The organism is Rhodoferax ferrireducens, from assembly GCF_031458075.1.
In the GTDB taxonomy this organism is placed as follows: domain Bacteria; phylum Pseudomonadota; class Gammaproteobacteria; order Burkholderiales; family Burkholderiaceae_C; genus Rhodoferax_B; species Rhodoferax_B ferrireducens_A.
This window is the reverse complement of record NZ_JAVDXT010000002.1, coordinates 69696-95458: the sequence shown is the minus strand read 5'-3', so window position 1 is coordinate 95458 and position 25763 is coordinate 69696. Positions and strand designations below refer to the sequence as shown.

Genomic DNA, 25763 nt, shown 5'->3' with positions numbered 1-25763 from the left:
ACGATTTGCGGGCCGCAGAAGTGCAGCCGCATTATCGAAGATTGCAGTAACCTAGGAAGCCGGAGTGCCGGGCAGATCCACCACCGCCTCCAACCCGGGTTGCGCGGGCCGCAGAGTCAGGTGCCCGCCATGCGCCTGGGCCACCAGCCGGCACAGGTACAGACCCAGGCCCACACCGCCGGTACCGCGGTGGCGGGCCGCGTCGGCGCGGTAGAAGGGTTCGGCCAGCTGTGCCCACTGCGCAGGCGGCACGCCCAGGCCGTGGTCGCGTACCCGCAGCTGCAGGCCGGTATCGGTGCGCTGCAGATGCACGTCGATCTGCCCCTGGCCGTGCTGGCGGGCGTTGTCCAGCAGATTGCGCAGCAGCAGGCGCAGGCGGACCCGGTCCAGCGGCCACAGCGGCAGGCCGGGTTGCAGATGCAGCTGGATGGCGGTGTCGCTGGCCATCTCGCGTACCAGTTCACGCACTAAGGCGGCCAGATCCGTCGGCTCCAGGTGCAGGGCCGCATGCGGGCTGGCCAGGCGCTCGCTCTCCAGCAGGTCGCTGATCAAGTCGCGCATCAGCTGCAGGTCGCGCAGCAGCGGTTCGCGCAGCGGCTGCAGCTCGGCGGTTTCGGGCAGCAGCTCGGTGTTCAGCCGGGCCCGGGTCAGCGGCGAGCGCAGCTCGTGGCTGATGGCCAGCAGCAGGCCGCGCTTGGCTTCCAGCATGCCGTGGATGTCGTGCGCCATGGTGTTGATATGCTGGGCCAGATCGCCCAGCTCGTCGCGGCTTCTCTGGGGGATGGGCTGGCTGAAATCGCCCGCGCCAAAGCGCTGCGTGCCCCGGCGGATGTCGTCCAGCGGGCCGAGCAAATAACGCACCACCGCAAAGGCCACGCCGGTCAGCAGCAGCAATACGGCCAGTGTGGTCCAGACAACGTGCTGGCGCGGTTGCTGCCAATCTATATCACCCCAACCCAGCACCACGCGGGTGCCGTCGGCGGTAGTGCGAGACAGCAGATGGGGTGCGCCCTGCGCATCCTCACGCCGCTGCCACGGGCGGTCGCGCTTGTCGGGATGCGAATCCCAGTGCCCCTGCGGCCCGTCCATGCGCACCGACAACGGCAAGCGCTGCACCAGCGCCTGGGCGCGTTCGATGCTGGGCGGGCTACCTAGCTCGGCAACCAGGTGGTCCACATAGTCCGTCACCAAGGGCAAGGCCGCGTCGCGCCAACCCACGGTAAAGGCTTTTTGCATACCCACGACGAACACCGCCGACATGGTCAACGCCAGCCCCATGAACAGCACCACCAGCCGCCAGCGCAGCGAATGGCGAATGGCCTGGCCTGCGCGGCGATGCCAGCGGATTTTTCCCTTATTTTTGAGTCGGGCCATCGCTACACTCGGCCGACGGCCAATGAGTACCCGGCGTTGCGCCAGGTCTTGATGCAGTCCAGCGGCTCCAGCTTCTTGCGCAAGCGGCTGACCAGCAGGTCCACGGCGCGGGTCTGCAGCTCGGCCTCGTGGCCGCGCAGGCGGTTCAAGATGTCGTCGCGGCCCAGCACCTTGCCGGGCTCGCGGGCCAGCAGGGTCAGCAGCTCGAATTCGGTGCTGGTGAGTTCCAGCTCCACCATGCCGTCCGGGCCCTGGCGCAGCACGCGGCGGGTGTCCAGGTGGATGTCCAGGCCGTCAAAGTGGAGGCTGGGCGTAGCGTCCGGCAGCCGCTGGCGGCGCAGCACCGTCAACAGCCTGGCCACCAGTTCACGCGGCTCGAAAGGCTTGGGCAGGTAGTCGTCGGCGCCCAGCTCCAGGCCGACCACCCGGTCCATCACCTCGCCGCGGGCGGTGAGCATGATGATGGGCAGCTGGCTGTCCTTGCGGATGGCGCGGCACAGCGCAAAGCCATCCATCTCGGGCAGCATCACGTCCAGGATCGCCGCGTCAAACCCGCCCTGGCGCAGCAGGGCCAGGCCGGCGCTGGGGGTCAGCGCACAGGCCAGCTCCAGGCCGAAGCGCTGGAAGTAAACCGCCAGCGGCCCGCCGAGCTCGGCGTCGTCGTCAATCAGCAGGATTTTGGGCATGGTAACTACGCACACCCCCAGGCTGCAGTGCTGCGCATCTTTCGCCACCCCCCTTGCAGGGGGCGATGCCAGTGGCCCGGCAAAGCCGGTTCCACGGCATCTCTGGGTGGCGTACGTTCTGCCTGAACACTGAGAGGTGAATAGTTACTGGGCATGGCCTATTGTCATATCAGCCGTGGCGGAACCGACCGCCACGGTGTTGCATGAAGTCACGCACCTGCTGCTGTTGCGCCGGGTTCAGGGCGTCGAAGAAGTCGGCGGCGGCGGCAACCACCTCGGGGCTCTTGCTGCGCAGGGCTTCGGTCTTGTCGGTGACCAGGGCCTGGGCCTTGGCGCGGTCGAACTTCGGGCCGGCGACCAGCGCCTGGATCTCGGCGCGTGGGTCGGAGCCGCTGGCAAGCAAGGCCTTGCGCTGCTCCTGCAGCTTGTCGCTGAGCACGCCGAGCAGCTGCTTCTGCTGCTCGTTGAGCTCCAGCTTCTTGCCGACTTTCTCGATCATCTTGCCGCGGAACTCGGCCGAGCGCTGCTCGTTCATCGGGCCGCCCCAGCCGTGCTCCTGGCGGCCAGCGCACGCGCTGAGCCCCCCGAGCAAAACAGTGGTGCCCAGCAGCCCGATCAGGCCGCGCTTGAGGGTTCTAGGAAGGCGAAATCGCATGGTGGTATCCGGTGGGTTGAACAAGATAGCCATGGTGCCGACACACCCGCTGCGGGTCTTCTCTGCGCGGTATCGGTTTATGTCGTTTTATGTCGTTCGCTATGTTTTGTATAGCTACCTGCGCTGGTGCAATATGCGTGAAAGCATGATTCTACCCATAAACATGCAAGCAATGGCTGGAAGCTGTGACGATTCTTTACACAGAGAAGTAGCGCGAAATCCCAGCGGATCCTCTTAATTTGATAAATATGATTGGACCAACCACGTTTTTCCAACCAAGGCTTCTTTGTACTAAATAAAAATCGCTATCATTCGATAACGATGCAATAAATATGATTTATTTGATAGGCTCATAACACTCCATGTCCGCCGGCAGTCAGGCCAACCTCTGCGGTGCAGGCCTCTGGTTTGAACCTGGCAGGTGTAGCAAGGCTCTTTTTTAAGACCATTCCAGCCGTGGGTCACACCTGCGGGTAAGACGCCAACCAGACTACACCCCAGGTGGCGCAGGGCGGATGGCTCGCACATCCAGCCACCCAAGGGCGTGTTCCGCTGCACCCAAGGTCGTGGTTTACTTTCATTTCAATAGCATCTTGTGCAGTCCATACCAGCGTGAAACCAGGTTTTCGCTCCCATACCAGCAGCGTTGCGACCGGGCCATCCACAGATGGACCACTCCTAGCACGCCTGCGGGCAGAACTACCACCGAATGGGGGATAAAACGATAAATGTTTACAAAAAGTAACACCTTATGTGATAAAACTTCGGCCATTCCAGATTCTTATGTAGCCCACCCGCCATGCTCTTGATCCGAAAAGCCGTTCGCGCATGGCAGGCGTTGGGGGCCCGCACCCGTTTATTCCTGCCGATACTGCTGCTCATCGTGCCCTTCAGCGCGGCCAAATACCATTTGCTGATGGCCGCAGCAACCACCACGGCCCAGCAGCAGATCGCGCTGGAGCTGCCGCAGGTGCAACGCTATCTGCGCGAGGTCTTGCCCCTCCCCACCCAGCGGAACGACCTGCCCACGTTGCAAAAGCTGCTGGACACCGAGCTGCAGGCGAATCCCAACCTGGCATCCATCCAATGGCGCTGGGGCGCACAGCAGGTGGTGGCCCACGCGCCGGATTTGTTGCGCGCGCAGTATCCCGCCTGGTTTGCCCAGCTGGTCCACATTGCCCCGGTCACCGCCCGCCTGGTGGTCGTGCAGCCCAATGCCGAACCGGGTGAGCTGACGCTGCAGACCAGCACGGTGGAGTCGATCAACAGCGTATGGCGTGTGGTGGCCGCGCAGTTCTGGGTTACCGGCATGAACATCTTCACGGTGTTCTTTCTGCTGGGGCTGATCCTGCAGGCCACGAACCGCATGCTGCGGCGCATGGCGGATGCGGCTCAGCAATTCAGAAGCGGCGCCCATGGCTTTCGCATGGCGGTGAGCGGCCCCCGCGAAGCCCGGGCCTTCGCCCAGGTATTCAATGACATGGCTGCCGAATTGCAAAGCCTGGTGCGCACCCTGCAGCAAACCCAGGCCGCGCTGCGTACCGAAAAGGAACGCGCCGAGGTCACGCTGTCCTCCATAGGCGACGGCGTGATCACCACCAACCTCGCCGGCCAGATCGAAACCAGTAACGCCATGGCCCAGCAGCTGACCGGCTGGAGCCAGCAGCAAGCCCAGGGCCGGCCGCTGGAAGAAGTGTTTGAACTGCTGGACGATGTGCACCAACTGGCCGGCAGGAACAGCCCCACACCGCTGCACCAGACCCATAGCGTGGTGCATGCCAGCAACCAGGTGCTGCTGCAGCCCTCGGGCGAGCGCTGTGCCATCGAATACACCGCCGCCCCGATCCGCCAGGCCGATGGCAGCGCCGTAGGCTGCGTGCTGGTGTTCCGCGATATCAGCGAAAAGCACCAGCTGATCCAGGAAATCTCCTGGCAGATCGGCCACGACCTGCTGACCGGCCTGCACAACCGCGCCGCCATGCAGGAGCCGTTCAACCTGGCGATCCTGCAGGCGCGCCACCACCACAAGCTGCTGGCCGTATGTTTGCTGGACCTGGACCATTTCCAGGCCCTGAACGCACGCTACGGCAGCGCCTGCGGCGACAGCCTGTTGCAGAAAGTGGCCCTGCGGCTGGCCGCGTTTGCCGGCGACGACCATGGCCTGGCCCGCCTGGGCGGCGACGAGTTTGTGCTGCTACTCAAAGGCCAGAACGATCTGGCCCAAGTGACCGAACATATTTTGCAAGTTCAGACAGCGCTGTCCGATCCGTATCTGGTCGACAACCAAAGCGTCCACCTCACCGCCAGTATCGGCATCGCCATCTACCCGCGCGACGATACCCAGCTCGACGCCAACCTGGAAACCCTGCTGCGCCACGCCGACCAGGCCATGTACCAGGCCAAGCAGACCGGGCGCAACCGCTTCCATGTGTTCGACGCCCAGCACGACCAAGAGGTGCAGACCCACCACGACCAGCGCGCGCGCATCGCCCAGGCGCTGCAGGACGGCGAGCTGCGGCTGTACTACCAGCCCAAGGTCAACATGCGAACCGGCAAGATCTTCGGCATGGAAGCGCTGCTACGCTGGCAGCACCCCGAGCAAGGCATCGTCGGCCCCTACCACTTCCTGCCGCTGGTGGAAGACACCGACCTGATCATCGACATCGGCGAATGGGTGCTGCACCAGGCGCTGCAGCAGATGCAGCTGTGGGCCGCGCAGGGCCTGCACTGGGCAGTCAGCGTCAACATTGCCGCGCGGCATTTCCAGCGCGCCAACTTCGTGGCCCGGCTGGGCGAGATATTGGCCGGCTTTCCCCAGGTGTCGCCGCACAAGCTGGAGCTGGAGATTCTGGAATCCGCCGCGCTGGAAGACGTGCAGCACATGCGCAATGTGATGGCTTCCTGCCAGCAGCTGGGCGTGCAGTTTGCGCTCGACGACTTCGGCACCGGCTACTCCTCGCTGGCCTACCTGAAGCGCCTGCCCGCCAACACCTTGAAGATCGACCAGACCTTTGTGCGCGACATGCTAGACGACCCCGACGACCTGACCCTGGTGGACGCCATCGTCGGCCTGGCCAAGGCCTTCGACCGCCGGGTCGTGGCCGAGGGGGTGGAAACCGTGGAGCACGGCCTGCTGCTGCTGCAACTGGGCTGCGACCTGGCCCAGGGATATGGCATTTCCCGCCCCATGGCCGCCGACAGCGTGGCTGGATGGGCCGCCAGCTATGTGCCGGCCGAGGCCTGGCGCGCCTGGGGTTCTACCCAATGGGAACAGGCCGACTTCCCGTTGCTGCTGGCCGAGCACGACCACCGCATCTGGGTCAACCGCATCGTGGCCCAGCCCGCGGCCCAGGCGGTCGCCGAAGCACCTGCCACCTACCCTGCCAGCTTCAGCACCTGGTATGCCCTGCGCGGCAAGTCGCTGTACGGCCACCTGCCGGCATTCATCGCGGTCGGGCCGGTACTGCAGCGGCTGCGTACCCAGGGCATGGCGCTGCTGCGCCTGCAGATCGAGGGCGAGGTGGCGGCCTTCAGCGCCGGCATCGCCAGCCTGCAGGAGCTGCAAAGCAGCCTGGCCAGCCACCTGGCCACCCTGCTCTCAGTAGCCGCCGCCGAAAAAGCCATGTAGGCCAGCCACTTCAAATACTATATTTTTGATAGCTTCTCGCGCTGGTACTGCCTGCGCCAGAGCCACATTTCTAACAATTATTCTGCTGCAACCAGGCCGTCACCTTGGCCTGGTCGGTCTCGGTGCGCAGCGCCTGGAAGGCCAGCTCGGCTTCGGGGTAGCAGCGCCGCATGAAGTTCAGCCATTGCTTGAGCCGGCCGGCGCGCTGGCGCGGCTCCAGTTGCAGGCACACCAGCTGCCAGAACGCGCCGACCAGCGGCTGCAGGCTGCTCCAGGGCAAGGGCACGGCCGCGGCGCCCGTGCCGTCCTCCGCCCGGATGGCCAGCGCCAGGCCCGGGTCGGTGACCATGCCACGGCCCAACATCAAGGTGTCGCAGCCCGAAGCCTGGCGGCAGCGCAGCGCGTCGTCCACGGTCCATATCTCGCCATTGGCGATCACCGGAATGCGCACCGCGGCACGGATGTCCTGGATGCGCTCCCAATAGGCTGGCGGTCGGTAGCCATCGGCCTTGGTGCGGGCGTGCACCACCAGCTCGTCGGCCCCCGCCTCGGCAATCGCCAGCGCGCATTCCACGGCCCGGCTGTCGTCGTTGAAACCCAGGCGCATCTTGGCCGATATCGGCTGGCCGGCCGGCACCGCGCGGCGTACCGCGGCCACGATGCGGGCCACCAACTCGGGTTCGTCCAGCAGGGCCGCACCGCCGCCATGCCGGTTCACCACCTTGGCCGGGCAGCCGAAATTCAGGTCGATACCGGCCGGCCCCAGGCCCGCAAGCCGCGCCGCATTCTCCGCCAGGCACTGCGGGTCCGAGCCCAGCAACTGGCCACGCACCGGCACGCCGGCCAGGGTGCGGCCGCCGTTCAGCAGCTCGGGCACGACCCGGACAAACGCCCGTTCGGGCAGCAAGGTATTGGTGACGCGGATGAACTCCGACACGCAGCGGTCGATGCCACCCACCCGCGTCAGGATGTCGCGCAGTACAAAGTCGAGCAAGCCCTCCATCGGAGCAAGAAGGAGCTGCATCAGAGGCGATTCAACATGGGTTCAAGGCCAGCCCACCCACCACAGGCGCCGACAGCGCCCTTCCAGAGATTCCGTGGAACCGGCTTCGCCGGGCCACTGGAATCGCCCCGTGCAAGGGGGTTGGCGAAGACACGCAGTGCGTCGCCTGGGGGTGTTACCAGGTTCCGACGAAGTCCTTCTTGCCGATTTCAACACCGTTGTGGCGCAGGATGTCGTAGGCCGTGGTGGTGTGGAAGAAGAAGTGCGGCAGCGTGTAATTCAGCAGGTACGAGGTGCCCACAAAGGTCTTCTCGTTCGGCGTGCCGGGGCGCAGCACGATGCTGCGCTCGAAGCCGGCGTCGATGTCGGCAGCCGGTACGCTCTGGATGAAAGCCAAGGTCTTGGCGATACGGGCCTGCAGGTCGGCAAAGCTGGTTTCACTGTCTTCATAGGCGGGCACGTCCACACCGGCCAAGCGGGCGGCCGCGCTCTTGGCGAAGTCGGCGGCGATCTGCACCTGGCGGGTCAGCGGGAACATGTCGGGGAACAGACGCGCCTGCAGCAGCGCATTCGGGTCGATCTTCTTGTCCGTGGCATGGGCCTCGGCCTTGCGCAGCACGGCGCTCAGGCCGCCCAGGATCTGGGTGAACAAGGGGATGGAAGCTTGGTAGAGAGAGAGGGACATGGGGTTTCAGAGTTGGTCAAAGAAGCAGGAGTCTACGGGGTTCTGCGTGGCCAGGCGCGGGCGGTGGCATTTGCGATGCTCGCGTGGCATGCGGCTGCGCTCAAGCACGGCAAAACTGTATTTGCTCCACCACCCGCACAATCACCGGCTGGACTGGGCCGCACCCGGCTTGCTGCTATAAATATAGCTACTTGCGCTGGTGAAATAAGCGCTACAGGCCTCTTTTTTCTCAAAACCCCAGTAGCCCTCCACGCGGCTTGGCTAGGTACAAGCACTATGCCGATCGGCGTGGGAAAGCCCACACTCACTAGGGGTCACCCGCCAGGCGGGGGCCTGCGACGTACTGCACGCACAACGGGCAGCATGCACTTCCGGAATTCTCTCGGATTGGTGCCAAAATGACCGGGATGCGCGCGATGGATGCGTAGGGGGCGTACGCGTAAAGCGCGGTACGGATCGGTTCAAACGAGGGACAGAGGAGCGCCTCCATGGTCTCAGACTCAGAGAAAAAAATATACGCCAAGCTGGCCGAGCTGGAGAGCGAAATGCACGCTCTGCGCGAAGGCTATCTGGTGGTCAACAAGCGCTACGCGCTGGCGCTGGATTCGATGAAAGCCTTGACCGCCAACGCGCTGGAGGCCGCCACCCGCGCCGCCCTGGCGGCCGAGAAATCGGCTCTGGCCAGCAAAAGCGCGACCGAGGCAGCCAAGGCAGCATCCGTCAAGCTGGTGATCGAAGCCACCGAAGCCGCGGCCGAAGCCGCGAGCCTGGCGGCCCTGGCGGCGTCCGAAGCCGCCGCGGCAGCATCTGCGGCGGCGGCCGCAGCGGCATCGGCGGCCGCGTTCCAGGCAGAAGAAACCGCGCTCCAGGCATCGGCGGAAGCGGCCAACGCCACCTCGCGCGCCACCGCAGCGGCGGCCACCGCCGCCAAAATGGCCAACGAAGCCGCCGCCATTGCGCGCACGGTGCGCAAGTAAAGCAGCCCCCCTGCCATGGCCACATCCACCGCACGCCAGCATTGCTGGCACGCATTCAGGCCGGAGCCTGGCTACAGGTAGCGCAGCATGGGGGAGTCGGCCATTACCAGCTATTCCAACGGCTCCCGGTCGGCCTTCACCCATCCCAGCCTGGCCAGCCGGCTGGTAGCCATAGAAAACGAAATCAACAGCCTGTTCGAACGCGTGCCCTTCGGCAGCCATTCGCTGGACGCCGAGGGCACCTACAAGTCCATCAATGCACTGGAACTGGCCTGGCTCGGCTATACGCGCGACGAGGTGATTGGCAAGAAAAAGCTGGTCGACTTCCTGACCCCGGCCAGCCAGGATAAATTCCACGCCTATTTTGACCACCCGCATCCGCGTGCTGCGGTGAACGACCTGGAGCTGGACCTGGTGCGCCGCGACGGCGTCAGCATGCCGATATCCCTCAGCGTCACCGACCATCTGGACGACGCGCACCAGCTGCTGAACCGCCGGGCGGTGATTTTTGACCTGACCGAAAGCCGCGCCAACCGGGTCAGGCAAAGGGTGTCGGCAGTGGCTTTCGAATCGCTGTCCGGCATGTTCATCACCGACCGCAACCAGATGATCCTGCAGGTCAACAACGCCTTCACCGAGCTGACCGGCTATACCGCGCAAGAAGCCGAAGGGCAGACGCCGCGGCTGCTGAGCTCGGGCCGGCACAACAAGGCCTTCTACCAGGCGATGTGGGCCGCGCTGAAGGAAAAGGGCTGCTGGCACGGCGAGGTATGGAACCGGCGCAAGGACGGCAGCATCTTCGTCGAATGGCTGAGCGTGTCCACGGTGCTGGACGTGGCGGGCGAAGTCACCCACTACGTGGCCAGCTTCATCGACATCACGGCCCGCAAGAGCGCGCAGGACCAGATGGCCCACATGGCCTACCACGACGCGCTGACCCAGCTGCCGAACCGCCGCCTGCTGCAGGACCGGCTGAACCAGGCGCTGGCCGCGGCCCGGCGCAGCGGCCTGTATGGTGCGCTGCTGTTCATCGACCTGGACAACTTCAAGAAGATCAACGACAGCGCGGGCCACGAGGCCGGCGACCTGGTGCTGGTCGAAGCGGCCAACCGCCTGCGCCGCACCGTGCGCGAAGGCGATAGCGTGGCCCGGCTGGGCGGCGACGAGTTCGCCATTCTGCTGGAAGACCTGGACACCGACCGGCTGGAATCGGCCGCCAAGGCCCAGCAGCTGGGCGAAAAAATCATCGAGGTGCTGGCCCAGCCCTATGTGTTCGGCCGGCACAAGTTCCATTGCTCGGCCAGCATCGGCATCGACCTGTATGCGCATACCGAAAGCGGGCCCGACCTGCTGCAGCATGCCGACCTGGCCATGTACCAATCCAAGCGGGCCGGCCGCAATACCCTGCGCTTCTTCGACCAGGCCATGCAGACCGCACTGAACTCGCATGTGGCCCTGGAAAACGAGTTGCGGCTGGCCTTGGAGGAAGGGCATTTGCAGCTGTACTTCCAGCCGCAAAGGGACCGCACAGGCAAAGCCATCGGTGCCGAGGCCTTGCTGCGCTGGCCGCATGGGGAGCGGGGCTTTGTCGCGCCGGCCGAGTTCATCGCCCTGGCGGAAGAAACCGGGCTGATCCTGCCCATAGGCCAGTGGGTGCTGGAGGCCGCCTGCGCCCAGCTCAAGGACTGGGAAGACCAGCCACGGACCCGACAGCTGCGGCTGGCCATCAACGTCAGCGCGCGCCAGTTTCGCCAGACCGAATTTGTGGCCCAGGTGCGGCAGGCGATGGAACACCACGCGGTCAATCCGGCCCTGCTCAAACTGGAGGTGACCGAGAGCGTGCTGCTGGACGTGACCGACACGGTGCGCAAGATGGAAGCGCTGCGCGCGCTGGGCGTGCAGCTGTCGCTGGACGACTTCGGCACCGGCTATTCCTCGCTGTCGATACTGACCCAGTTGCCCATCACCCAGCTGAAGATCGACCAGTCTTTTGTGCGCAACATCGGCGTCAAGCCCAGCGACGCCAGCATCATCCAGACCATCATCTCCATGGCCCAGATCCTGGACATGGAGGTGATCGCCGAAGGGGTGGAAACCGAGGCCCAAAGCAGCTTCCTGGAACAGCAGGGCTGCCAGCTTTTCCAGGGCGCACTGTTCGGCCCGGCGGTGCCCATAGCGGTGTTTGAGGCGCAGCTGGCCTAGCCTGGATTTCCCTGGCGCTGGCCGCTGGATTGCGTCTTATCATGCTGCGCATATCCCCCACAGAAGGAGACCCATGCGCAGAAACGCTGCCACCACGCTTGCATGGGTCGCCGGCCTGGCGGCCATCGTCGCACCCGTGTGGGTCTCCATCCAGCTGTCGAAGCACCAAAGCCTGAACGAAGAACTCAGCTATGCCCTGGTCTACGCCCAGGACGTGCTGCAGCGCTCGGACCGTACGGCAGACCAGATCTACGATGGCATAGGCCGACTGGTGCGAGCCCGCGCGGCCGACCCCTGTTCCGACGCCAATCTCACCCTGATGCGCCAGATCGACCTCGGATCCAGCAACATCCAGGCGATCGGCCATATGGTGGGCGAGCGCCTGGTCTGCTCGTCCCTGGGCCGGCACGGCGATGGGCTGGCGCTCGGCCCGGTGGAACTGGTATCGCAAACCGGCTCCTCGGTGCGCAACAACGTCGAACTGCCGATCGCCCCCGGCACCCAGTTCATCGTCATCGAACGCCAGGGCTACGCAGCCGTCATCCACAAGGCGCTGCCCATCGACACATCCACCGCCGTGAAGGACGTTTCGCTGGGCACCTACACCCCCGACAACCGGCAGTTTCGCACCTCGCGCGGCACCATCAAGCCGGCCTGGCTGGACAGGCTGCAAGGCAGCAAACAGGCCAGCTTCTTCGACGGCGAATACGTAGTCGCGGTGGTCGAATCCCAGCGCTATGCAACGGGCGCGGTGGCCGCCATACCGGCCACCTACATGGAACAGCGCTGGCGCGATGTTGCCCTGGTGCTGGTGCCCATCGGGCTGGTGGCCGGCATCACGCTGGCGTTTGCAGTGCTCTACCTGTCGCGCCTGCAGCTGTCCTTGCCGGCCATGCTGCGCAACGCGCTCAAGCGCAAAGAATTCTTTCTGGCCTACCAGCCCGTGGTAGACCTGCAGAGCCGCGAATGGATAGGTGCCGAAGCCCTGATACGCTGGCGGCGCCCCGGCGGTGAAATGGTGCGGCCGGACATCTTCATCCCCGCCGCCGAGGACTGCGGCCTGATCCAGCGCATCACCGAACGGGTGTTCCAGATGGTGGCCCAGGACGCATCGGCCCTGCTGCACCAGCACCCGCGCTTCCACATCGGCATCAACCTGTCGGCAGTGGACCTGCAGTCGCCGCACACCGTGGCACAGCTGGAGCAACTGGTGCACGCGCTGGGCGTGGGCGCGGCCAATATCCAGGTAGAAGCCACCGAGCGCGGCTTCCTGAACGCCGACGTGGCGCGCCAGATCGTGCACGACATCCGCGCCCGCGGCTTCAGCGTGGCGATCGACGATTTCGGCACCGGCTATTCCAGCCTGTCCTACCTGGAAACCTTCGATTTCGACTACCTGAAGATCGACAAATCCTTCATCGATGCCGTGGGCACCGAGGCACCTACCAGCCAGGTGGTGCTGCACATCATGGCGATGGCCCAGTCCCTGCACCTGAAGATGATCGCCGAAGGCGTGGAGACCGAGGCCCAGGCCCAGTTCCTGCGTGAGCACGGCGTGCAATACGCCCAGGGCTGGCTGTTCGGCAAACCCATGTCCATGGCCGAGCTGTCGCGCCAGCTGGCGCAAGCCCGCCACGCGGACCCGGCCTAAACCCACCGGGCTATGGATAAACACAGCTGCGGTGCTAGACTGATTTGGCTCTGGCGATGCAGCCGGCTGCCATGGCGTCCCGCGCAATCAGCGCATTCCAACAGGAGACCCACATGATGGACACCCGCCGTATTTTCTCGAAGTCACTTTTCGTGGCCAGCGCCCTGGCTTTGGGCCTCGCCGGTTGTGGCGCGATGAAGCCGTCCAACACCGTGCGCCTGAGCGCCCAGCTGGCCGGCGCCAACGAGGTGCCTGCGGTCGCATCGCCGGGCACCGGCACCGCCGAAGCCTGGCTGAACAAGGACACCAACCTGCTGACCTGGAAGGTCAGCTTCTCCGGCCTGACCGGCCCGGCCACCGCCGCCCACTTCCACGGCCCGGCCGTGGCCGGATCAAATGCCGGCGTGGTCGTACCGTTCAGCGGCACTACCAGCCCGCTGGAAGGCCAGGCCACGCTGACACCCGCCCAGGCCGCCGACCTGCTGGCCGGCAAGTGGTACGCCAATGTGCACACCGCCACCAACAAGGGCGGCGAAATCCGCGGCCAGATGGTGCCATCCAGCGGTGGTGCTTCCCGCTACTGAATCGATAGCTTCTAGCGCAGTATCTACCTGCGCTAGCGGCCTATTTATCTAAATAGCCACCCGCTCCAGGCGGAACGTCCCCACCATACCCGCCAGACCCAGCGCCTGCTCCTTCAGCGAATCGGCCGCCGCCGCGCTCTGCTCGACCAGGGCGGCGTTCTGCTGGGTCATGTGGTCCAGCGCAGTGACAGAGGCGTTGACCTCGGCGATGCCGGCCGACTGCTCGGCGGCCGCAGCAGTGATCTCGCCAATGATGTCGGACACGCGCTGCACCGAGGTGACAATCTCGCCCATGGTGCGGCCGGCGTCGCCCACCAACCGGCTGCCCGAGCCCACGCGCTCCACCGAGGCGCCGATCAGGCTCTTGATCTCTTTCGCGGCCTGGGCCGAGCGCTGGGCCAGGTTGCGCACCTCGGACGCCACCACCGCAAAACCCCGGCCCTGCTCGCCAGCGCGTGCCGCTTCCACGGCCGCATTCAGCGCCAGGATATTCGTCTGGAAGGCGATGCCGTCGATCACACCGATGATGTCGGCGATCTTCTTGGACGCGCTGTGGATGTCTTCCATGGTGGCCACCACTTCCGACACCACCACGCCACCGCGGGCGGCCACCGCGGCCGCCGAAGACGCAAGCTGGTTGGCGCGCTGGGCCGAGTCGGCCGAGTTGCGGACGGTGGCGGTCAGCTGCTCCAGCGAGGCCGCGGCCTGCTGCAGATTGCTGGCGGTGGTTTCGGTGCGCTGGCTCAGGTCGAAGTTGCCGGTGGCGATCTCACTGCTGGCGGTGGAGATGCTGTCGGTCGACAAACGAATGCCGCCGACCAGGCTGCGCAGCGACACCACCATGGCCTCCAGGCTGTGCAGCAGGCTGCCGGCCGGTGCCTGGGCCAGCGCACCCGACAGATCGCCCAGGGCCACTCTCTCCATCGCGCGCTGGGCCTGCACCGGGTCGCCGCCCAGCTGGGCCATCACCGTGCGGTTCACCCGCCAGGCCACCCCGCCGACCACCAGCACCACCAGGCCGCCGAGCAGCAGGGTCAGCACAATCTTCTGGCGCACCACGGCTTGCAAATCGTCCATGTACAGGCCCGAGCCGATCATCCAGCCCCAGGCCTGCAGCTGCATCACGTACTGCAGCTTGGGCACCGGCACCGTGCCGCCGGGGCGCGGGAAGTTGGTGTCCACAAAGGCCCGGCCATTCGGCGCGGCGCGGGCGGCGTTGATCATGTTGACCACAATCATCTCGCCCTTGCCGTCCTTCACGTTCTCGGACCGCTGCTTGCCCGCCCATTCGGGCTTGAAGGGGTGCATCACGTTGACGCCCTCCATGGCCCAGATGTAGAAGTACTCGCGTTTGCCATCGTCGCCGCCAAAGCGCGCCTCGCGGATCGCGGCGATGGCGGCGGCCTGCGCCTGCTCCTGGGTCATGCTGCCGGCGGCCTGCTTGGCCGCGTAGCCGGCGGCGATCTGGTAGACCGACTCGACCGAGGCCTGCAGCAGCTCGCGGCGGCTGGTGGCCGCGTCGCGGCCAGCCGCAAACGCCTGGGCCAGGGTCAGCGCCACCAGGCCGGCAATGGCGGTGACGGCCAGCGCGGCAATGCGCTGGCGGAACGTAAGTTGCAAGGCCATGGCCTACTTTCTGGAACAGGTGGTGGGAAGGCTGCGCAGGGCCGGATCAGGCCCGGCCAAAGCCACCGCCGCCCGGCGTGTGGATCTCGAACACATCGCCCGGCGCCATCTCGGCCTGGCCGATGTGGCCGAGTTCTTCCACCCGGCCATCGGCACGCACCACGCGGTTCAGCCCCACCTGCCCCGGCTGGCCACCGGCCATGCCGAAGGCACCATGGACCCGGCCGTTGCTCAGGATGCTGGCCGTCATGGGTTCCAGAAACTGGACCCGGCGCACACCGCCGTTGCCGCCCTTCCAGCGGCCGGCGCCGCCCGAGCCCGGCTGGATCTCGAAGCTATTGAGCCGCACCGGGAAGCGGAACTCGAACACCTCGGGGTCGGTCAGGCGCGAATTGGTCATGTGCGTCTGGACCACGCTGGTGCCGTCGAAACCCTCGCCCGCACCGCTGCCGCCGCTGATGGTTTCGTAGTACTGGTGTTGCGCATTGCCGAAGGTGAAGTTGTTCATGGTGCACTGCCCGCCAGCCAGCACGCCGAGTGCACCGAACAGCGCATTGGTGATGCAGGTCGAGGTCTCCACATTGCCCGCCACCACGGAGGCCGGTGGGTTCGGGTTCAGCATAGAACCGGGCGGGATGATCACGTTCAGCGGCTTCAGGCAGCCGGCGTTCAGCGGAATATCGTCGTCCACCAGGGTACGGAACACATAGAGCACGGCCGCCATGCACACCGCGGTAGGCGCGTTGAAGTTGTTGGTCTGTTGCGGGCTGGTGCCGGTGAAATCCACCTCGGCGCTGCGATTCGCGGCATCGACGCGGATCGCCACCTGGATCTGCGCACCGTTGTCCAGCGGCAGGCTGAACCGGCCATCCTTCAGGCGCGAGATCACGCGGCGCACGGATTCTTCAGCGTTGTCCTGCACATGGCGCATATAGGCCTGCACCACCGGCAGGCTGTACTGTTCGACCATGCGGCGCAGCTCTTGCACACCTTTCTCGTTGGCGGCGATCTGGGCGCGCATATCGGCCAGGTTCTGTGCCGGATTGCGGCTGGGGAATTCGCCGCTTTGCAGCAGCACCACCATCTCGGCTTCGCGCAGCACGCCGCCGTCGACCAGCTTGAAGTTGTTGATCTGCACGCCCTCTTCCTCGATGCGGGTGGAGAACGGTGGCATCGAGCCCGGCGTGGTGCCACCGATGTCGGCATGGTGGCCGCGGCTGCCCACATAGAAGGCCACTTTGCCGTCCAGATAGACGGGAGTGATGACCGTCACATCCGGCAGATGGGTGCCGCCGTGGTAGGGATCGTTCAGCGCATACACATCGCCGGGCTGCATGCTGCCGGCGTTCTCGCGCATCACGGTCTTGATGCTTTCGCCCATGGAACCCAGGTGCACCGGCATGTGCGGTGCGTTGGCGATCAGGTTGCCGTCCGCATCGAACAGCGCGCAGCTGAAGTCGAGCCGCTCCTTGATGTTCACCGAGTAGGCCGTGTTCTGCAGCTGCAGGCCCATCTGCTCGGCGATGTTCATGAACAGGTTGTTGAACACCTCCAGCAGCACCGGGTCCACCGTGGTGCCTGCTGCGAATTTAATAGCACGCTGTGCAGTCCGCTCCAGCGTCAAGTGGTCAAACACCGTCACAGTGGCGGTCCAGCCGGGTTCGACCACGGTGGTGGCGTTCTTCTCGGCAATGATGGCCGGGCCGGGGATCTGGTCGCCGGGCCGCAGGTCTTCGCGCACCACCAGCAGTGCGCCGTGCCACTGGCCGCCCGAGTACATGCGCACCGTCTCGCGGCTGGGCACGGGGCGCGGGTCGTGCACGGTGTGGCGCGGTTCGGCAGGCGCATCGCCAGCCACCACCGATTCCACCGACACGGCTTCCACCACCAGCGACTTGCCCTGCATCAAAAAGGCGAAGCGCTGGCGGTAGGCTTCTTCAAAGCCGGCCTGGATCTGCGCCACCGTGCCAAAGGCCACCACCAAGGCGGTGTCGCTGCCGTCGTAGCGCACATGCACGCGGCGCTGGGTGTGGATGGCGCCGGCGCTGACCTGCTGGCGCTGCAACTCGGCCTCGGCGGTGCCAGCCAACACTTCCAGCCGGGCGGTGATGCTGAGCAGATTCGATTCGTCCAGCGCCAGCTCCACCGCCTGCTCGCGGATCACGTTCTGGTCGGCCAGGCCCATTCCGTAGGCGCTGAGCACGCCGGCCAGGGGGTGCACAAACACCTTGGTCATGCCCAGCGCATCGGCCACCAAACACGCATGCTGGCCGCCGGCGCCGCCAAAGCATTGCAGGGTGTAGCGGGTCACGTCATAGCCGCGCGCCACCGAGATCTTCTTGATGGCGTTGGCCATTTGCTGGACCGCGATGTCGATGAAGCCCTCAGCCACTTCCTCCGACTGGCGGCCGGTCTGGTCGGCCAGCACCGCGAACTGGGCTTGCACCGCTTCCAGGCTCAGCGCCTCGTTGGCGTTCGGGCCGAACACCTTGGGGAAGTAGCGCGGCTGCACCTTGCCCAGCATCACATTCGCGTCGGTCACGGCCAGCGTGCCGCCACGCCGGTAGCTGGCCGGGCCAGGATTCGCGCCCGCGCTCTGCGGGCCGACGCGGAAGCGCTCGCCGTCGAACTTCAGCAGCGAGCCGCCACCGGCCGCTACCGTGTGGATACTCATCATCGGCGCGCGCATGCGGACACCGGCCACCTGGGTCTCAAACTCACGCTCGAAGGCGCCGGCATAGTGGCTGACATCGGTGCTGGTGCCGCCCATGTCGAAGCCGATCACCTTCTCGTGCCCGGCAATCGCCGCGGTGCGCGCCATGCCGACGATGCCGCCGGCCGGGCCGCTGAGGATCGCGTCCTTGCCCTGGAACACATTGGCATCGGTCAGCCCGCCGGAGGACTGCATGAAGAACAGCTTGACGCCCGGCATCTCATGCGCCACCTGCTCGACATAGCGGCGCAGGATGGGCGACAGATAGGCATCGACCACGGTGGTGTCGCCGCGGCTGACGAACTTCATCATCGGGCTGGTTTCATGCGAGGTGCTGATCTGCGTGAAGCCGATCTCGGCCGCGATGTGCTTGGCCGCCTGCTCGTGCAGGGTGAAGCGGTAGCCGTGCATGAATACGATCGCAACGCTGCGCAGCCCTTTTGAGTATTGCGCCAGCAGCTCCTGTTTCAATAGCACTTCGTCCAACGCCTCAACCAGCTCGCCCTGGGCGCCGACCCGCTCATGGGCTTCGATCACCGCGCTGTACAGCAACTCGGGCAGCACGATGTTGCGGTCGAACAGGCGCGGCCGGTTCTGGTAGGCGATGCGCAGCGCGTCGCGGAAGCCGCGGGTGATGACCAGCAGCGTGGGCTCGCCACGGCGCTCCAGCAGCGCATTGGTGGCCACGGTGGTGCCCATCTTCACGCACTCGACCAGCTCCGGAGTCACCGGCTCGCCGGACTGCAGGCCCAGCAGATGGCGGATGCCGGCCACGGCCGCGTCCTTGTACTGCTCGGGGTTTTCGCTGAGCAGCTTGTGGGTGGTCAGCGAACCGTCGGGCCGCTTGGCCACGATGTCGGTGAACGTGCCGCCACGGTCGATCCAGAATTGCCAGCGGTCGCCACCTGGTTTGGAGATGTTGTCTTGCATGATTTTTAAAGGTTGAAAGTTGAACGTGATGGATGGACTAAACGGCTTCTCGGCCAAGGTATGCAAGAACGGGGCTTACACAAGCCGGCGCGTCCTGCATGGCCGCCTGGAGGCTGCACCATGGATAGGCGAGACCGGACACCCAGTGCATGACGCCACCGAGCTCCTGTGCCGGCAATGACTGCATGGCCTCGATGGTGATCAGCAAGCGGTCCGCCAGCTGCGACGCCGGGGCAAAGTGCCAGTCGTAGCGACCGCAGCCCACGCGCACGGCGCGGCTGTCTTTCTCGGTCATGGCGACCAGCCAATCGCAGCGGAAACTGTCGGTCGGCCGCTGGGGCGGCGACGCCAGGCATACGGTGTAGACGTTCTCATAGGTTTGCGCGAAGCGACGCACCAGAACTTCGGCAATCGCCTCGCGTCCCGCCGAAACGGGCGGAAACGCAATGTTCCCGGTACGGACGTCCATGGTCAGCGTCGCATCCTCGGTGAATGCCTGTGCCAGCAGGTGCGGGCGGTTGCCATCCTTGGCACGCAGATAGGCCGCAATGGCGTCAGCAGGTGTTGTCATAAGCATGGCTCAGTTGAAGTAATACGGGACGAAGATGGCGCTGGCCTCGTGGCCCATGCTGCGCACCCATTCCCGGGAGAATCGTTCGCCCATGCGCTGCAAGTCGCGTTCCATATCGGCGGGCAGGCGGTCGAGTTTGATGCCATGGGCTTGCAGGGTCTGCACGGCTTTGCGGGCTTCGGCCTCGCTGCTGGCCCAGCCCCGGCGCTCGGCCAGCGCAGCGGCTTTGAGCAACTGGGCGCGGACCTCGGCGGGCAAGGCGTCCAGGCTCTTGGTGCTGGCGAACACCAGGTTCTTGGGGAACCATGCGTTGATGTCGTAGTAGTAATGGATGGCGCCCCAGACCTTGTTCTCCACCCCGGTGACGGCCGAGGTGATCATGCTGTCGACCCGGCCGTCCTGCAGCGCCTGGCCTACGTCGGCCATGGGCACATCGACCGGCTTGGCGCCCAGCATCTCGGCGATGCGCAGCGTGGTCTGGTTGTAGCTGCGCATGCGGGTGCCGCGCAGGTCGGCCAGCGAGCGGATCGGCTTGGTGGAATACAGGCCCTGCGGCGGCCAGGGCACGGCGTACAGCACGCTCAGGCCGCGCTCGGCCAGCTTGGCTGCCAGCACCGGGCGCTGCAGCTGCCACAGGCGCTGCGCGTCCTGGTAGGAGCCCACCACGAAGGGCACGGAGTCGGCACCCGCCAAGGGAATGTCCTGCACCATGCCGCTCATGATCGTTTCTCCGGCCTGCAGGCGGCCGTCTTCCACCGCCGGGCGGATCTCGCCGAGCTTGAAGGCCTGGCCGTTCGGCAGCAGCTCTATCTTCAGCTGCTGCTGGGTGGCCGCTGCCACATCCTTGGCGAACTGGGCCAGGTTTTCCACTTGGAAGGACTCCGCGCGGTAGCCCGAGGCCAGCTTCCAGGTGGTCTGCGCACCGGCCAGGGCCGCATGGCCAAGGGCTGCCGCACACAGTGCGGTTTTCCAGACTTGCTTCATAGGGGCCTCGCAGAATATGGTTGGGGGCGGCGATGGACTACCGGGCTTTCAGCCCAGGATGTCGGTGACGAACATCTTGCCTGGCGCGTGGGTGATGCACAGCGGCAGGCGGCTGGCCTGGGCCACAGCCTGCGGGGTCACGCCACAGGCCCAGAACACGGGGATTTCGTCGGGCAAGATCTCCACCGCGTCGCCATAGTCCGGCTTGGACAGGTCGTAGATGCCAATCGTCTGCGGATTGCCGATATGCACCGGCGTGCCATGGGCCAGCGGGAAGCGGCCCGACACCTCGACCACCTTGGCCACATCGCGGCTCTTGATGGGGCGCATGGTCACCACCATCGGGCCCTGGAAAATACCCGCTGGCGCGCAGGCCATATTGGTACGGAACATTGTCACATTGCGCCCCTGGTCCACGTGGCGCAGCGGTATGCCGGCCTGCATCACGGCGGATTCGAAAGAAAAACTGCAACCGATCAGAAAAGTCACGAAGTCGTCTTGCCACAGCGCCGAGATGTCGCTCCGCTCTTCAACCAGTTCGCCGTCGCGGTACACGCGGTAGCCCGGCAGGTCGGTGGCGATATTGGCGCCCGGTGCGCAGGCGGGCTCCACCTGCCCGGGCCCCAGCACTTCGACCAGCGGGCAAGGTTTGGGGTTGCGCTGGCAGAACAGCAGGAAGTCGAAGGCCTGGGCCTGCGGCACGATCATCATGTTGGCCTGGATGAATCCGGGCGCGCAGCCTGCGGTGGGCTGGGTAAATTGGCCGCTGCGGCCCGCCAGCCGCACGTCGGCCGGAATCGTCATCAGTGTGTTCATCAAAATTTCCTGTCAATCATGGATGGGTCAAAGACCGAGGTAAGCCTTTTTGACCCGCTCGTCGTTCAGCAGCTCCTGGCCCGTGCCCTGCATCACGATGCGGCCGGTCTGTATCACATAGCCGTAGTGGGCAATGCCCAGGGCCTTCTGCAAGTTTTGCTCCACCAGCAGGATGGACACGCCGGTCTGGTTGACCTGCTGGATCACGTCCAGCACCTTGGTCACGAACTTGGGTGCAATGCCCCAGGACGGCTCATCCAGCATCAGCAGCTTGGGGCGGGCCATCAGGCCGCGGGCGATGGCCAGCATCTGCTGTTCGCCGCCGCTCATGGTGCCGGCCAGCTGGCTGGCGCGCTCCTTGAGGATGGGGAACAGGTCCAGCATTTCCGCGATGCCGCTCTTCACCTCGTGCTTGTCCAGCCGGGTGAACGCGCCCAGCTCCAGGTTGCGCAGCACTGTCAGCCCGGGGAACAGGCGCCGGCCTTCGGGCACCAGCGACAGGCCCAGGGGCACGCGCTTGTGCGCCGGCATGCGGTGGATGGCCTGGCCGTTGAAACTGATGCTGCCGGCGGCCGCGGCGTTTAAGCCCGCCACGGCCCGCAAGGTGGTGGACTTGCCGTTGCCGTTGCCGCCGACCATGGCGACGATCTTGCCGGGCTCGACTTTCAGGCTGACATCGGAGATGGCCAGCACGTCGTCGTAACAGACCTTCAGATTGGTGATTTCTAGCATCTCAGTCTCCCAGGTAGGCGGTCAGCACCGCAGGGTCGTTGGACACCTGCTGCGGCGTGCCTTCGGCGATCTTCACGCCCCGGTCCAGCACCACGATCTTGTCGGCAATCGGCATGATGCCTTCCAGCACATGCTCGACGATCAGGCAGGCGATGCCGCGGTCGCGGATCTTCAGCACCACGTCGACGGCCTCGCGCACTTCAGACGGGTTCAAGCCCGCCATCACCTCGTCCATCAGCAGTATCTTGGGCTCGATGGCCAAGGCGCGGGCCACAGCCAGGCGGCGCTGCTCACTGATGGTCATGCTGGCGGCCGGCTTGTCGGCAAAACGCTGCAGGTTGGCAAACGCCAGCCAGCCCATGGCCGCGGTGCGCGCCTTGGCCACGTTGTGCTGCAGCAGCATGGCGGCGGCCATCACGTTCTCGCAGGCCGTCATGCTGGTGAAGGTGCGCGCCACCTGGAAGGTACGCGCCACGCCGGCCCGGGCGCAGGCCTCGGGCGGCAGGCCGCCGATATTGCGGCCATCCAGCTGGATGCTGCCTGCGCTGGGCACGTAGTAGCCGGCCACGCAGTTGAACATGGTGGTCTTGCCTGCACCGTTGGGGCCGATCAGGCCGACCACGGTGCCTGCGTCCACGCTGAACGACACGTCCTGGTTGGCGGTGAGCCCGCCGAAGCGCTTGCTCACCTGCTTGACTTCCAGCAAGCTCATACGGCCTCCTTGCCGGTGGGTTGTGCCGTGGCCGCATGGGCGGCGATCTGGCGGGATGCGTCGGCCCGTGCGGCGCGGCGCTCTTTGAAGCTGGTCCACCAGCCGAGGATGCCCGTGGGGTAGAACACCGCCACAAAGATGATCAGGCTGGCATAGATGATCACGTCGGTACCGCGCCCGCTACCACCAAACAGGATGCGCGAGAACTCTTCGATGCTGGTCAGGATCACCGAGCCCACCACCGGCCCGAGCAGGGTGCCGACGCCGCCCAGGATGGACACCAGGGCCATCTTGATCGACAGCGCCGTGCTCAGCACCGAGCCGGGGTCGATGTACAGCTCTTTCTGTGCGTACAGGCTGCCGCCCAGCGCGGTAAAGAAGGCGCTGACGGTCAAGGCCACCTGCTTGTAGCGGGCGATGTTGATGCCAATGCTGCGCGCGGCATCCGGTTCGTCCTTGATGGCGCGGAAGTAATAACCCAGGTAGCTGCGCTCTATCCACCAGTTGGCGGCCAGGGTCAGCAGCAGCAGGCCCAGCGCCAGCCAGTAGTACGGCAGCTTGGTGGCGAAGTTCATCCACAGCCAGCCATGCTTGTCCATGGGCACATACAAGCCCACAGCGGCACCGCCGTATTCCCATTCGGTGAAGAATATCTGCACCAGCTCGGCCACGGCGATGGTGGCCATCGCAAAGTAGTGGCCCTTGAGCCGGAAACACGACCAGCCAAAGGCCAGGCTCAACAGCGCAGCCACCAGCCCACCGGCCAACACGCCGAGCCAGGGATTCACCCCGAAGTTGATCAGCAGCACGGTCGAGGTGTAAGCCCCCAGCCCATAGAAGGCAGCGTGCCCCAGCGACACCTGGCCGGCATAGCCGCCCACCATGTTCCAGGCCACGCCCAGCTGCGCGGCCATCAGCACCAGGATCACCGTGTTCAGGTGCGAGGCATCGACCACCGAAGGCAGGGCCAGCGCGACCGCGGCCAGGACGGCAGAGAGAAGAATGTTTTTCATATGCTTTATGCCTTCTTGCCCATCAGGCCTTGGGGGCGGAACATCAGCACGGCGAGGAACAGCACCAGCACGATGGCGGTCTTGTACTGGGGCCCTAGCAGCAGCCCGCCCATGACCTCGATCACGCCGACCAGAATGCCGGCCCAGAAGGCACCCGACACGCTGCCGAAGCCGCCCAGGTTCACGACGACGAAGGCCAACAGAATGAAGCTGGCACCTACGTCAGGGAAGATCGGGAAGAAGGTTGCCAGCAGGCCACCCGCCGCCCCCGCACAGGCCGCACCAATGCCCCAGGCCAGCGCAAACATCTTGTGCGAGTCGATGCCCATCAGGCGCGCAGCTTCCTTGTCGGACGCCGTGGCTTCCAGCGCCGCGCCCAGGCGGGTGCGGTTCAAGAAGAAGTAGACCAGGCCGGTCACCACGATCGCCCCCAGGCCGGCCACCAGCTGCGGCCTGCCCAGCTGCAGGCCCAGCAGCTTGACCGAGCCGCTGACGGCCGAATTTTCGATCGAGCGGAAGTCGGGCTTCCAGAGAAACTGGGCCACGCCGCGCAGCAGGATCATGATGCCGAAGGTGGTGAAGATTTGCGACAGCATGGGCGCATTGATGATGCGCACGATCACCAGCTTGTAGAGCAGCATGCCAAAGGCAAACAGCATGATCACCGTCAGGGGTAGCGTGATCATCGGGTCCAGCGCATACAGCGAGAACAGCCAGAAGGTCGAGTACATGCCCAGCATGAGGAACTCGCCATGCGCAAAATTCACGATGTCCATGACGCCGAAAATCATCGTCAGGCCAATCGCCACCAGCGCGTAAATCAGTCCGATCAGCACACCCGAGGCGAGCGTCTGCAGCAGAATTTCCGTGGTCATAGTTTTCTTTCAGAACGGAGCGGTCAACGCAGATTTATTTGCGCTGGTCCCACTTGGGCATGGGCCAGACCACGTCGCGCGCCGCCAGATTGAACGGCCAGACGGTGTTGTATTTGCCGTCGACGATCTGGGTCAGGATGCCCTGGCCGAGCACGTTCTGCCCGGTGGCGTCGAACTTCACGCCCTTCCACGGCATGATCAGCTTGCTGCCCGGCATGTCGGTGGCGACCAGCGCCTTGCGGATGGCCTCCGGCTCGGTCGATCCCGCGCGGTTGATCGCGTCGGCCATCACCATCAGCCCGGTGAAAGTGCGCGAGGAGTTGCCGGTGAAGTTGATCTTGTAGCGGCTGTTGAACAAGTCGTTCACCTGCTTGATCAGCGGGTTGCGCGATGCCAGGTCCAGCGCCCAGACCTCGCGGGTGATCACGTACTCGGCGTCCTTGCCCAGGGTCTTGACGAAGTCGGTATCGGTGAAGCCGGCGTTGTTGGCCAGAATCATGTCCGGCAGGAAGCCCAGCTCCTTGTAGGTCTTCATCGACAGAATCGCGTCGGCCGTGTACGAGGACTGCAGCACCAGGTTCGGGTTCGCCGCCTTCAGGGTTTGCACCTCGGAGGTCAGCTGCGTGGTCTTGGCCGGGTACATCACCTGCTTGGCCAGGTTCAGCTTGTACTCGGGCGCCAACTTGGTCTGCAGCTTGGTGGTTTCGGTGCCCCACAAGCCGTTCTCGTTCAGCGACACCACCACGCCGGGCTTGATGCCCTTCTTGGCTTCCAGCTCCTTCAAGAACTCAAAGGCGTTGTGCACGAACAGGTCGTCGTGCGGCGTGGTGCGGAAGAACCATTTGAAGTTGCGCTGCGTCAGCGATGCCGACGAAGACTCGGGGTTCAGAAACGGCACACCTGCGCGCTCGGCCACCTGGCTGGCGGTGGCGGTGACGGCGCTGTTGTAGGCGCCGACGATGGCCACCACCTTTTCTTGGGTAATCAGGCGCTCGGCTTCGGACGCGCCGGTCTGCGGATTCGCCTGGTGGTCGGAAAACACCAGCTTGATCTTGGCGCCCTTCAGATTGGGCAGGCCCTTGCCGGCAGAGAACGGCAAATCGGCAATGCCGGGCGAGCCGTTGTTGATGATGTCGGCCGCCAGCTCCAGCGCGCTGCGCAGCTCGGCACCGACGGCGGCGCCCGGGCCGGTGAGTGGGTAGATCACCCCGATCTTGACCTCTTGCTGGGCTTGCACGCCGGCGCTGATACCGGCGCCAATCAGCACCGCAGCCAGCCGAAATTTGAACGAACTTTTCATAACAAAACTCCTCGTGAGACATGACGTTTAGATGACATGCCGCGGA

The 25763-nt window shown here is 65.1% G+C and carries 20 protein-coding genes; 5 read left to right on the top strand and 15 right to left on the bottom strand.

What is annotated here, in order from left to right:
- Window positions 1-51: 51 nt before the first annotated feature.
- The 3 genes from J2X19_RS09495 to J2X19_RS09485 all read right to left on the bottom strand — a co-directional run bounded on the left by J2X19_RS09495 (window position 52) and on the right by J2X19_RS09485 (window position 2715).
- Complete coding sequence (locus J2X19_RS09495; protein WP_310372831.1) at window positions 52-1374, bottom strand: HAMP domain-containing sensor histidine kinase; 1323 nt, start codon at window positions 1372-1374, stop codon at window positions 52-54.
- Between the two features lie 2 nt (window positions 1375-1376).
- On the bottom strand, window positions 1377-2060 hold the full coding sequence (locus J2X19_RS09490) for a response regulator transcription factor (protein WP_310372829.1): 684 nt from the start codon (window positions 2058-2060) through the stop codon (window positions 1377-1379).
- Window positions 2061-2229: 169 nt separating this feature from the next.
- Window positions 2230-2715 carry a Spy/CpxP family protein refolding chaperone gene (locus tag J2X19_RS09485; protein ID WP_310372827.1) on the bottom strand — a complete coding sequence of 162 codons (486 nt, stop codon included), beginning with the start codon at window positions 2713-2715 and terminating at the stop codon, window positions 2230-2232.
- A 799-nt stretch (window positions 2716-3514) separates the two neighbouring features.
- Between J2X19_RS09485 and J2X19_RS09480 the strand changes: the two genes are divergently transcribed.
- Complete coding sequence (locus J2X19_RS09480; protein ID WP_310372825.1) at window positions 3515-6343, top strand: putative bifunctional diguanylate cyclase/phosphodiesterase; 2829 nt, start codon at window positions 3515-3517, stop codon at window positions 6341-6343.
- A gap of 70 nt (window positions 6344-6413) precedes the next feature.
- On the opposite strand, the gene J2X19_RS09475 is transcribed toward J2X19_RS09480, so the two are convergent.
- A complete protein-coding gene (locus tag J2X19_RS09475) occupies window positions 6414-7367 on the bottom strand; it encodes a tRNA dihydrouridine synthase (RefSeq protein WP_310372822.1) in 954 nt (317 codons plus the stop codon).
- Between the two features lie 154 nt (window positions 7368-7521).
- Window positions 7522-8031 carry a DUF1993 domain-containing protein gene (locus J2X19_RS09470; protein WP_310372821.1) on the bottom strand — a complete coding sequence of 170 codons (510 nt, stop codon included), beginning with the start codon at window positions 8029-8031 and terminating at the stop codon, window positions 7522-7524.
- Window positions 8032-8519: 488 nt separating this feature from the next.
- Between J2X19_RS09470 and J2X19_RS09465 the strand changes: the two genes are divergently transcribed.
- The 4 genes from J2X19_RS09465 (at window position 8520) to J2X19_RS09450 (ending at window position 13445) form a co-directional block, all read left to right on the top strand.
- A complete protein-coding gene (locus tag J2X19_RS09465) occupies window positions 8520-9008 on the top strand; it encodes a hypothetical protein (protein ID WP_116604073.1) in 489 nt (162 codons plus the stop codon).
- Window positions 9009-9095: 87 nt separating this feature from the next.
- Window positions 9096-11210, top strand: coding sequence for an EAL domain-containing protein (locus J2X19_RS09460; protein ID WP_310372817.1), 2115 nt, complete (start codon window positions 9096-9098; stop codon window positions 11208-11210).
- A 73-nt stretch (window positions 11211-11283) separates the two neighbouring features.
- Entirely contained in the window at window positions 11284-12861 is a 1578-nt protein-coding gene (locus J2X19_RS09455; RefSeq protein WP_310372815.1) for an EAL domain-containing protein, read from the top strand.
- Between the two features lie 116 nt (window positions 12862-12977).
- On the top strand, window positions 12978-13445 hold the full coding sequence (locus tag J2X19_RS09450; protein WP_310374493.1) for a CHRD domain-containing protein: 468 nt from the start codon (window positions 12978-12980) through the stop codon (window positions 13443-13445).
- Between the two features lie 48 nt (window positions 13446-13493).
- On the opposite strand, the gene J2X19_RS09445 is transcribed toward J2X19_RS09450, so the two are convergent.
- From J2X19_RS09445 to J2X19_RS09400, 10 genes are read right to left on the bottom strand one after another with little or no spacing between them, the layout of a single operon-like run.
- A complete protein-coding gene (locus tag J2X19_RS09445; protein WP_310372813.1) occupies window positions 13494-15071 on the bottom strand; it encodes a methyl-accepting chemotaxis protein in 1578 nt (525 codons plus the stop codon).
- A 46-nt stretch (window positions 15072-15117) separates the two neighbouring features.
- On the bottom strand, window positions 15118-18714 hold the full coding sequence (locus tag J2X19_RS09440) for a hydantoinase B/oxoprolinase family protein (RefSeq protein ID WP_310372811.1): 3597 nt from the start codon (window positions 18712-18714) through the stop codon (window positions 15118-15120).
- Between the two features lie 37 nt (window positions 18715-18751).
- Window positions 18752-19285, bottom strand: a complete 534-nt coding sequence (locus J2X19_RS09435) for a nuclear transport factor 2 family protein (RefSeq protein ID WP_310372810.1) — start codon at window positions 19283-19285, stop codon at window positions 18752-18754.
- 9 nt (window positions 19286-19294) lie between these two features.
- Window positions 19295-20269 carry a TRAP transporter substrate-binding protein gene (locus J2X19_RS09430; protein WP_310372808.1) on the bottom strand — a complete coding sequence of 325 codons (975 nt, stop codon included), beginning with the start codon at window positions 20267-20269 and terminating at the stop codon, window positions 19295-19297.
- Between the two features lie 48 nt (window positions 20270-20317).
- Entirely contained in the window at window positions 20318-21085 is a 768-nt protein-coding gene (locus J2X19_RS09425; RefSeq protein ID WP_310372806.1) for a putative hydro-lyase, read from the bottom strand.
- A 27-nt stretch (window positions 21086-21112) separates the two neighbouring features.
- Window positions 21113-21817 (bottom strand): ABC transporter ATP-binding protein, encoded by a 705-nt coding sequence (locus tag J2X19_RS09420; protein WP_310372804.1) that lies wholly within the window; start codon window positions 21815-21817, stop codon window positions 21113-21115.
- A gap of 1 nt (window position 21818) precedes the next feature.
- Complete coding sequence (locus tag J2X19_RS09415) at window positions 21819-22529, bottom strand: ABC transporter ATP-binding protein (RefSeq protein ID WP_092756893.1); 711 nt, start codon at window positions 22527-22529, stop codon at window positions 21819-21821.
- Window positions 22526-23542, bottom strand: a complete 1017-nt coding sequence (locus tag J2X19_RS09410) for a branched-chain amino acid ABC transporter permease (protein ID WP_116604081.1) — start codon at window positions 23540-23542, stop codon at window positions 22526-22528. Before J2X19_RS09410 ends, J2X19_RS09415 begins: the two co-directional genes overlap by 4 nt.
- A 5-nt stretch (window positions 23543-23547) precedes the next feature.
- Window positions 23548-24417, bottom strand: a complete 870-nt coding sequence (locus J2X19_RS09405; protein WP_116604082.1) for a branched-chain amino acid ABC transporter permease — start codon at window positions 24415-24417, stop codon at window positions 23548-23550.
- Between the two features lie 34 nt (window positions 24418-24451).
- Window positions 24452-25717: an ABC transporter substrate-binding protein gene (locus tag J2X19_RS09400; protein WP_310372799.1), complete on the bottom strand. Its 1266-nt coding sequence runs from the start codon at window positions 25715-25717 to the stop codon at window positions 24452-24454.
- Window positions 25718-25763 lie beyond the last annotated feature (46 nt).

Bases quoted from the DNA above. Each gene is read 5' to 3' on its own strand.
- J2X19_RS09495 (WP_310372831.1), bottom strand. From the start codon at position 1,374: ATGGCCCGACTCAAAAATAAGGGAAAAATCCGCTGGCATCGCCGCGCA.
- J2X19_RS09490 (WP_310372829.1), bottom strand. From the start codon at position 2,060: ATGCCCAAAATCCTGCTGATTGACGACGACGCCGAGCTCGGCGGGCCG.
- J2X19_RS09485 (WP_310372827.1), bottom strand. From the start codon at position 2,715: ATGCGATTTCGCCTTCCTAGAACCCTCAAGCGCGGCCTGATCGGGCTG.
- J2X19_RS09480 (WP_310372825.1), top strand. From the start codon at position 3,515: ATGCTCTTGATCCGAAAAGCCGTTCGCGCATGGCAGGCGTTGGGGGCC.
- J2X19_RS09475 (WP_310372822.1), bottom strand. From the start codon at position 7,367: ATGCAGCTCCTTCTTGCTCCGATGGAGGGCTTGCTCGACTTTGTACTG.
- J2X19_RS09470 (WP_310372821.1), bottom strand. From the start codon at position 8,031: ATGTCCCTCTCTCTCTACCAAGCTTCCATCCCCTTGTTCACCCAGATC.
- J2X19_RS09465 (WP_116604073.1), top strand. From the start codon at position 8,520: ATGGTCTCAGACTCAGAGAAAAAAATATACGCCAAGCTGGCCGAGCTG.
- J2X19_RS09460 (WP_310372817.1), top strand. From the start codon at position 9,096: ATGGGGGAGTCGGCCATTACCAGCTATTCCAACGGCTCCCGGTCGGCC.
- J2X19_RS09455 (WP_310372815.1), top strand. From the start codon at position 11,284: ATGCGCAGAAACGCTGCCACCACGCTTGCATGGGTCGCCGGCCTGGCG.
- J2X19_RS09450 (WP_310374493.1), top strand. From the start codon at position 12,978: ATGGACACCCGCCGTATTTTCTCGAAGTCACTTTTCGTGGCCAGCGCC.
- J2X19_RS09445 (WP_310372813.1), bottom strand. From the start codon at position 15,071: ATGGCCTTGCAACTTACGTTCCGCCAGCGCATTGCCGCGCTGGCCGTC.
- J2X19_RS09440 (WP_310372811.1), bottom strand. From the start codon at position 18,714: ATGCAAGACAACATCTCCAAACCAGGTGGCGACCGCTGGCAATTCTGG.
- J2X19_RS09435 (WP_310372810.1), bottom strand. From the start codon at position 19,285: ATGACAACACCTGCTGACGCCATTGCGGCCTATCTGCGTGCCAAGGAT.
- J2X19_RS09430 (WP_310372808.1), bottom strand. From the start codon at position 20,269: ATGAAGCAAGTCTGGAAAACCGCACTGTGTGCGGCAGCCCTTGGCCAT.
- J2X19_RS09425 (WP_310372806.1), bottom strand. From the start codon at position 21,085: ATGAACACACTGATGACGATTCCGGCCGACGTGCGGCTGGCGGGCCGC.
- J2X19_RS09420 (WP_310372804.1), bottom strand. From the start codon at position 21,817: ATGCTAGAAATCACCAATCTGAAGGTCTGTTACGACGACGTGCTGGCC.
- J2X19_RS09415 (WP_092756893.1), bottom strand. From the start codon at position 22,529: ATGAGCTTGCTGGAAGTCAAGCAGGTGAGCAAGCGCTTCGGCGGGCTC.
- J2X19_RS09410 (WP_116604081.1), bottom strand. From the start codon at position 23,542: ATGAAAAACATTCTTCTCTCTGCCGTCCTGGCCGCGGTCGCGCTGGCC.
- J2X19_RS09405 (WP_116604082.1), bottom strand. From the start codon at position 24,417: ATGACCACGGAAATTCTGCTGCAGACGCTCGCCTCGGGTGTGCTGATC.
- J2X19_RS09400 (WP_310372799.1), bottom strand. From the start codon at position 25,717: ATGAAAAGTTCGTTCAAATTTCGGCTGGCTGCGGTGCTGATTGGCGCC.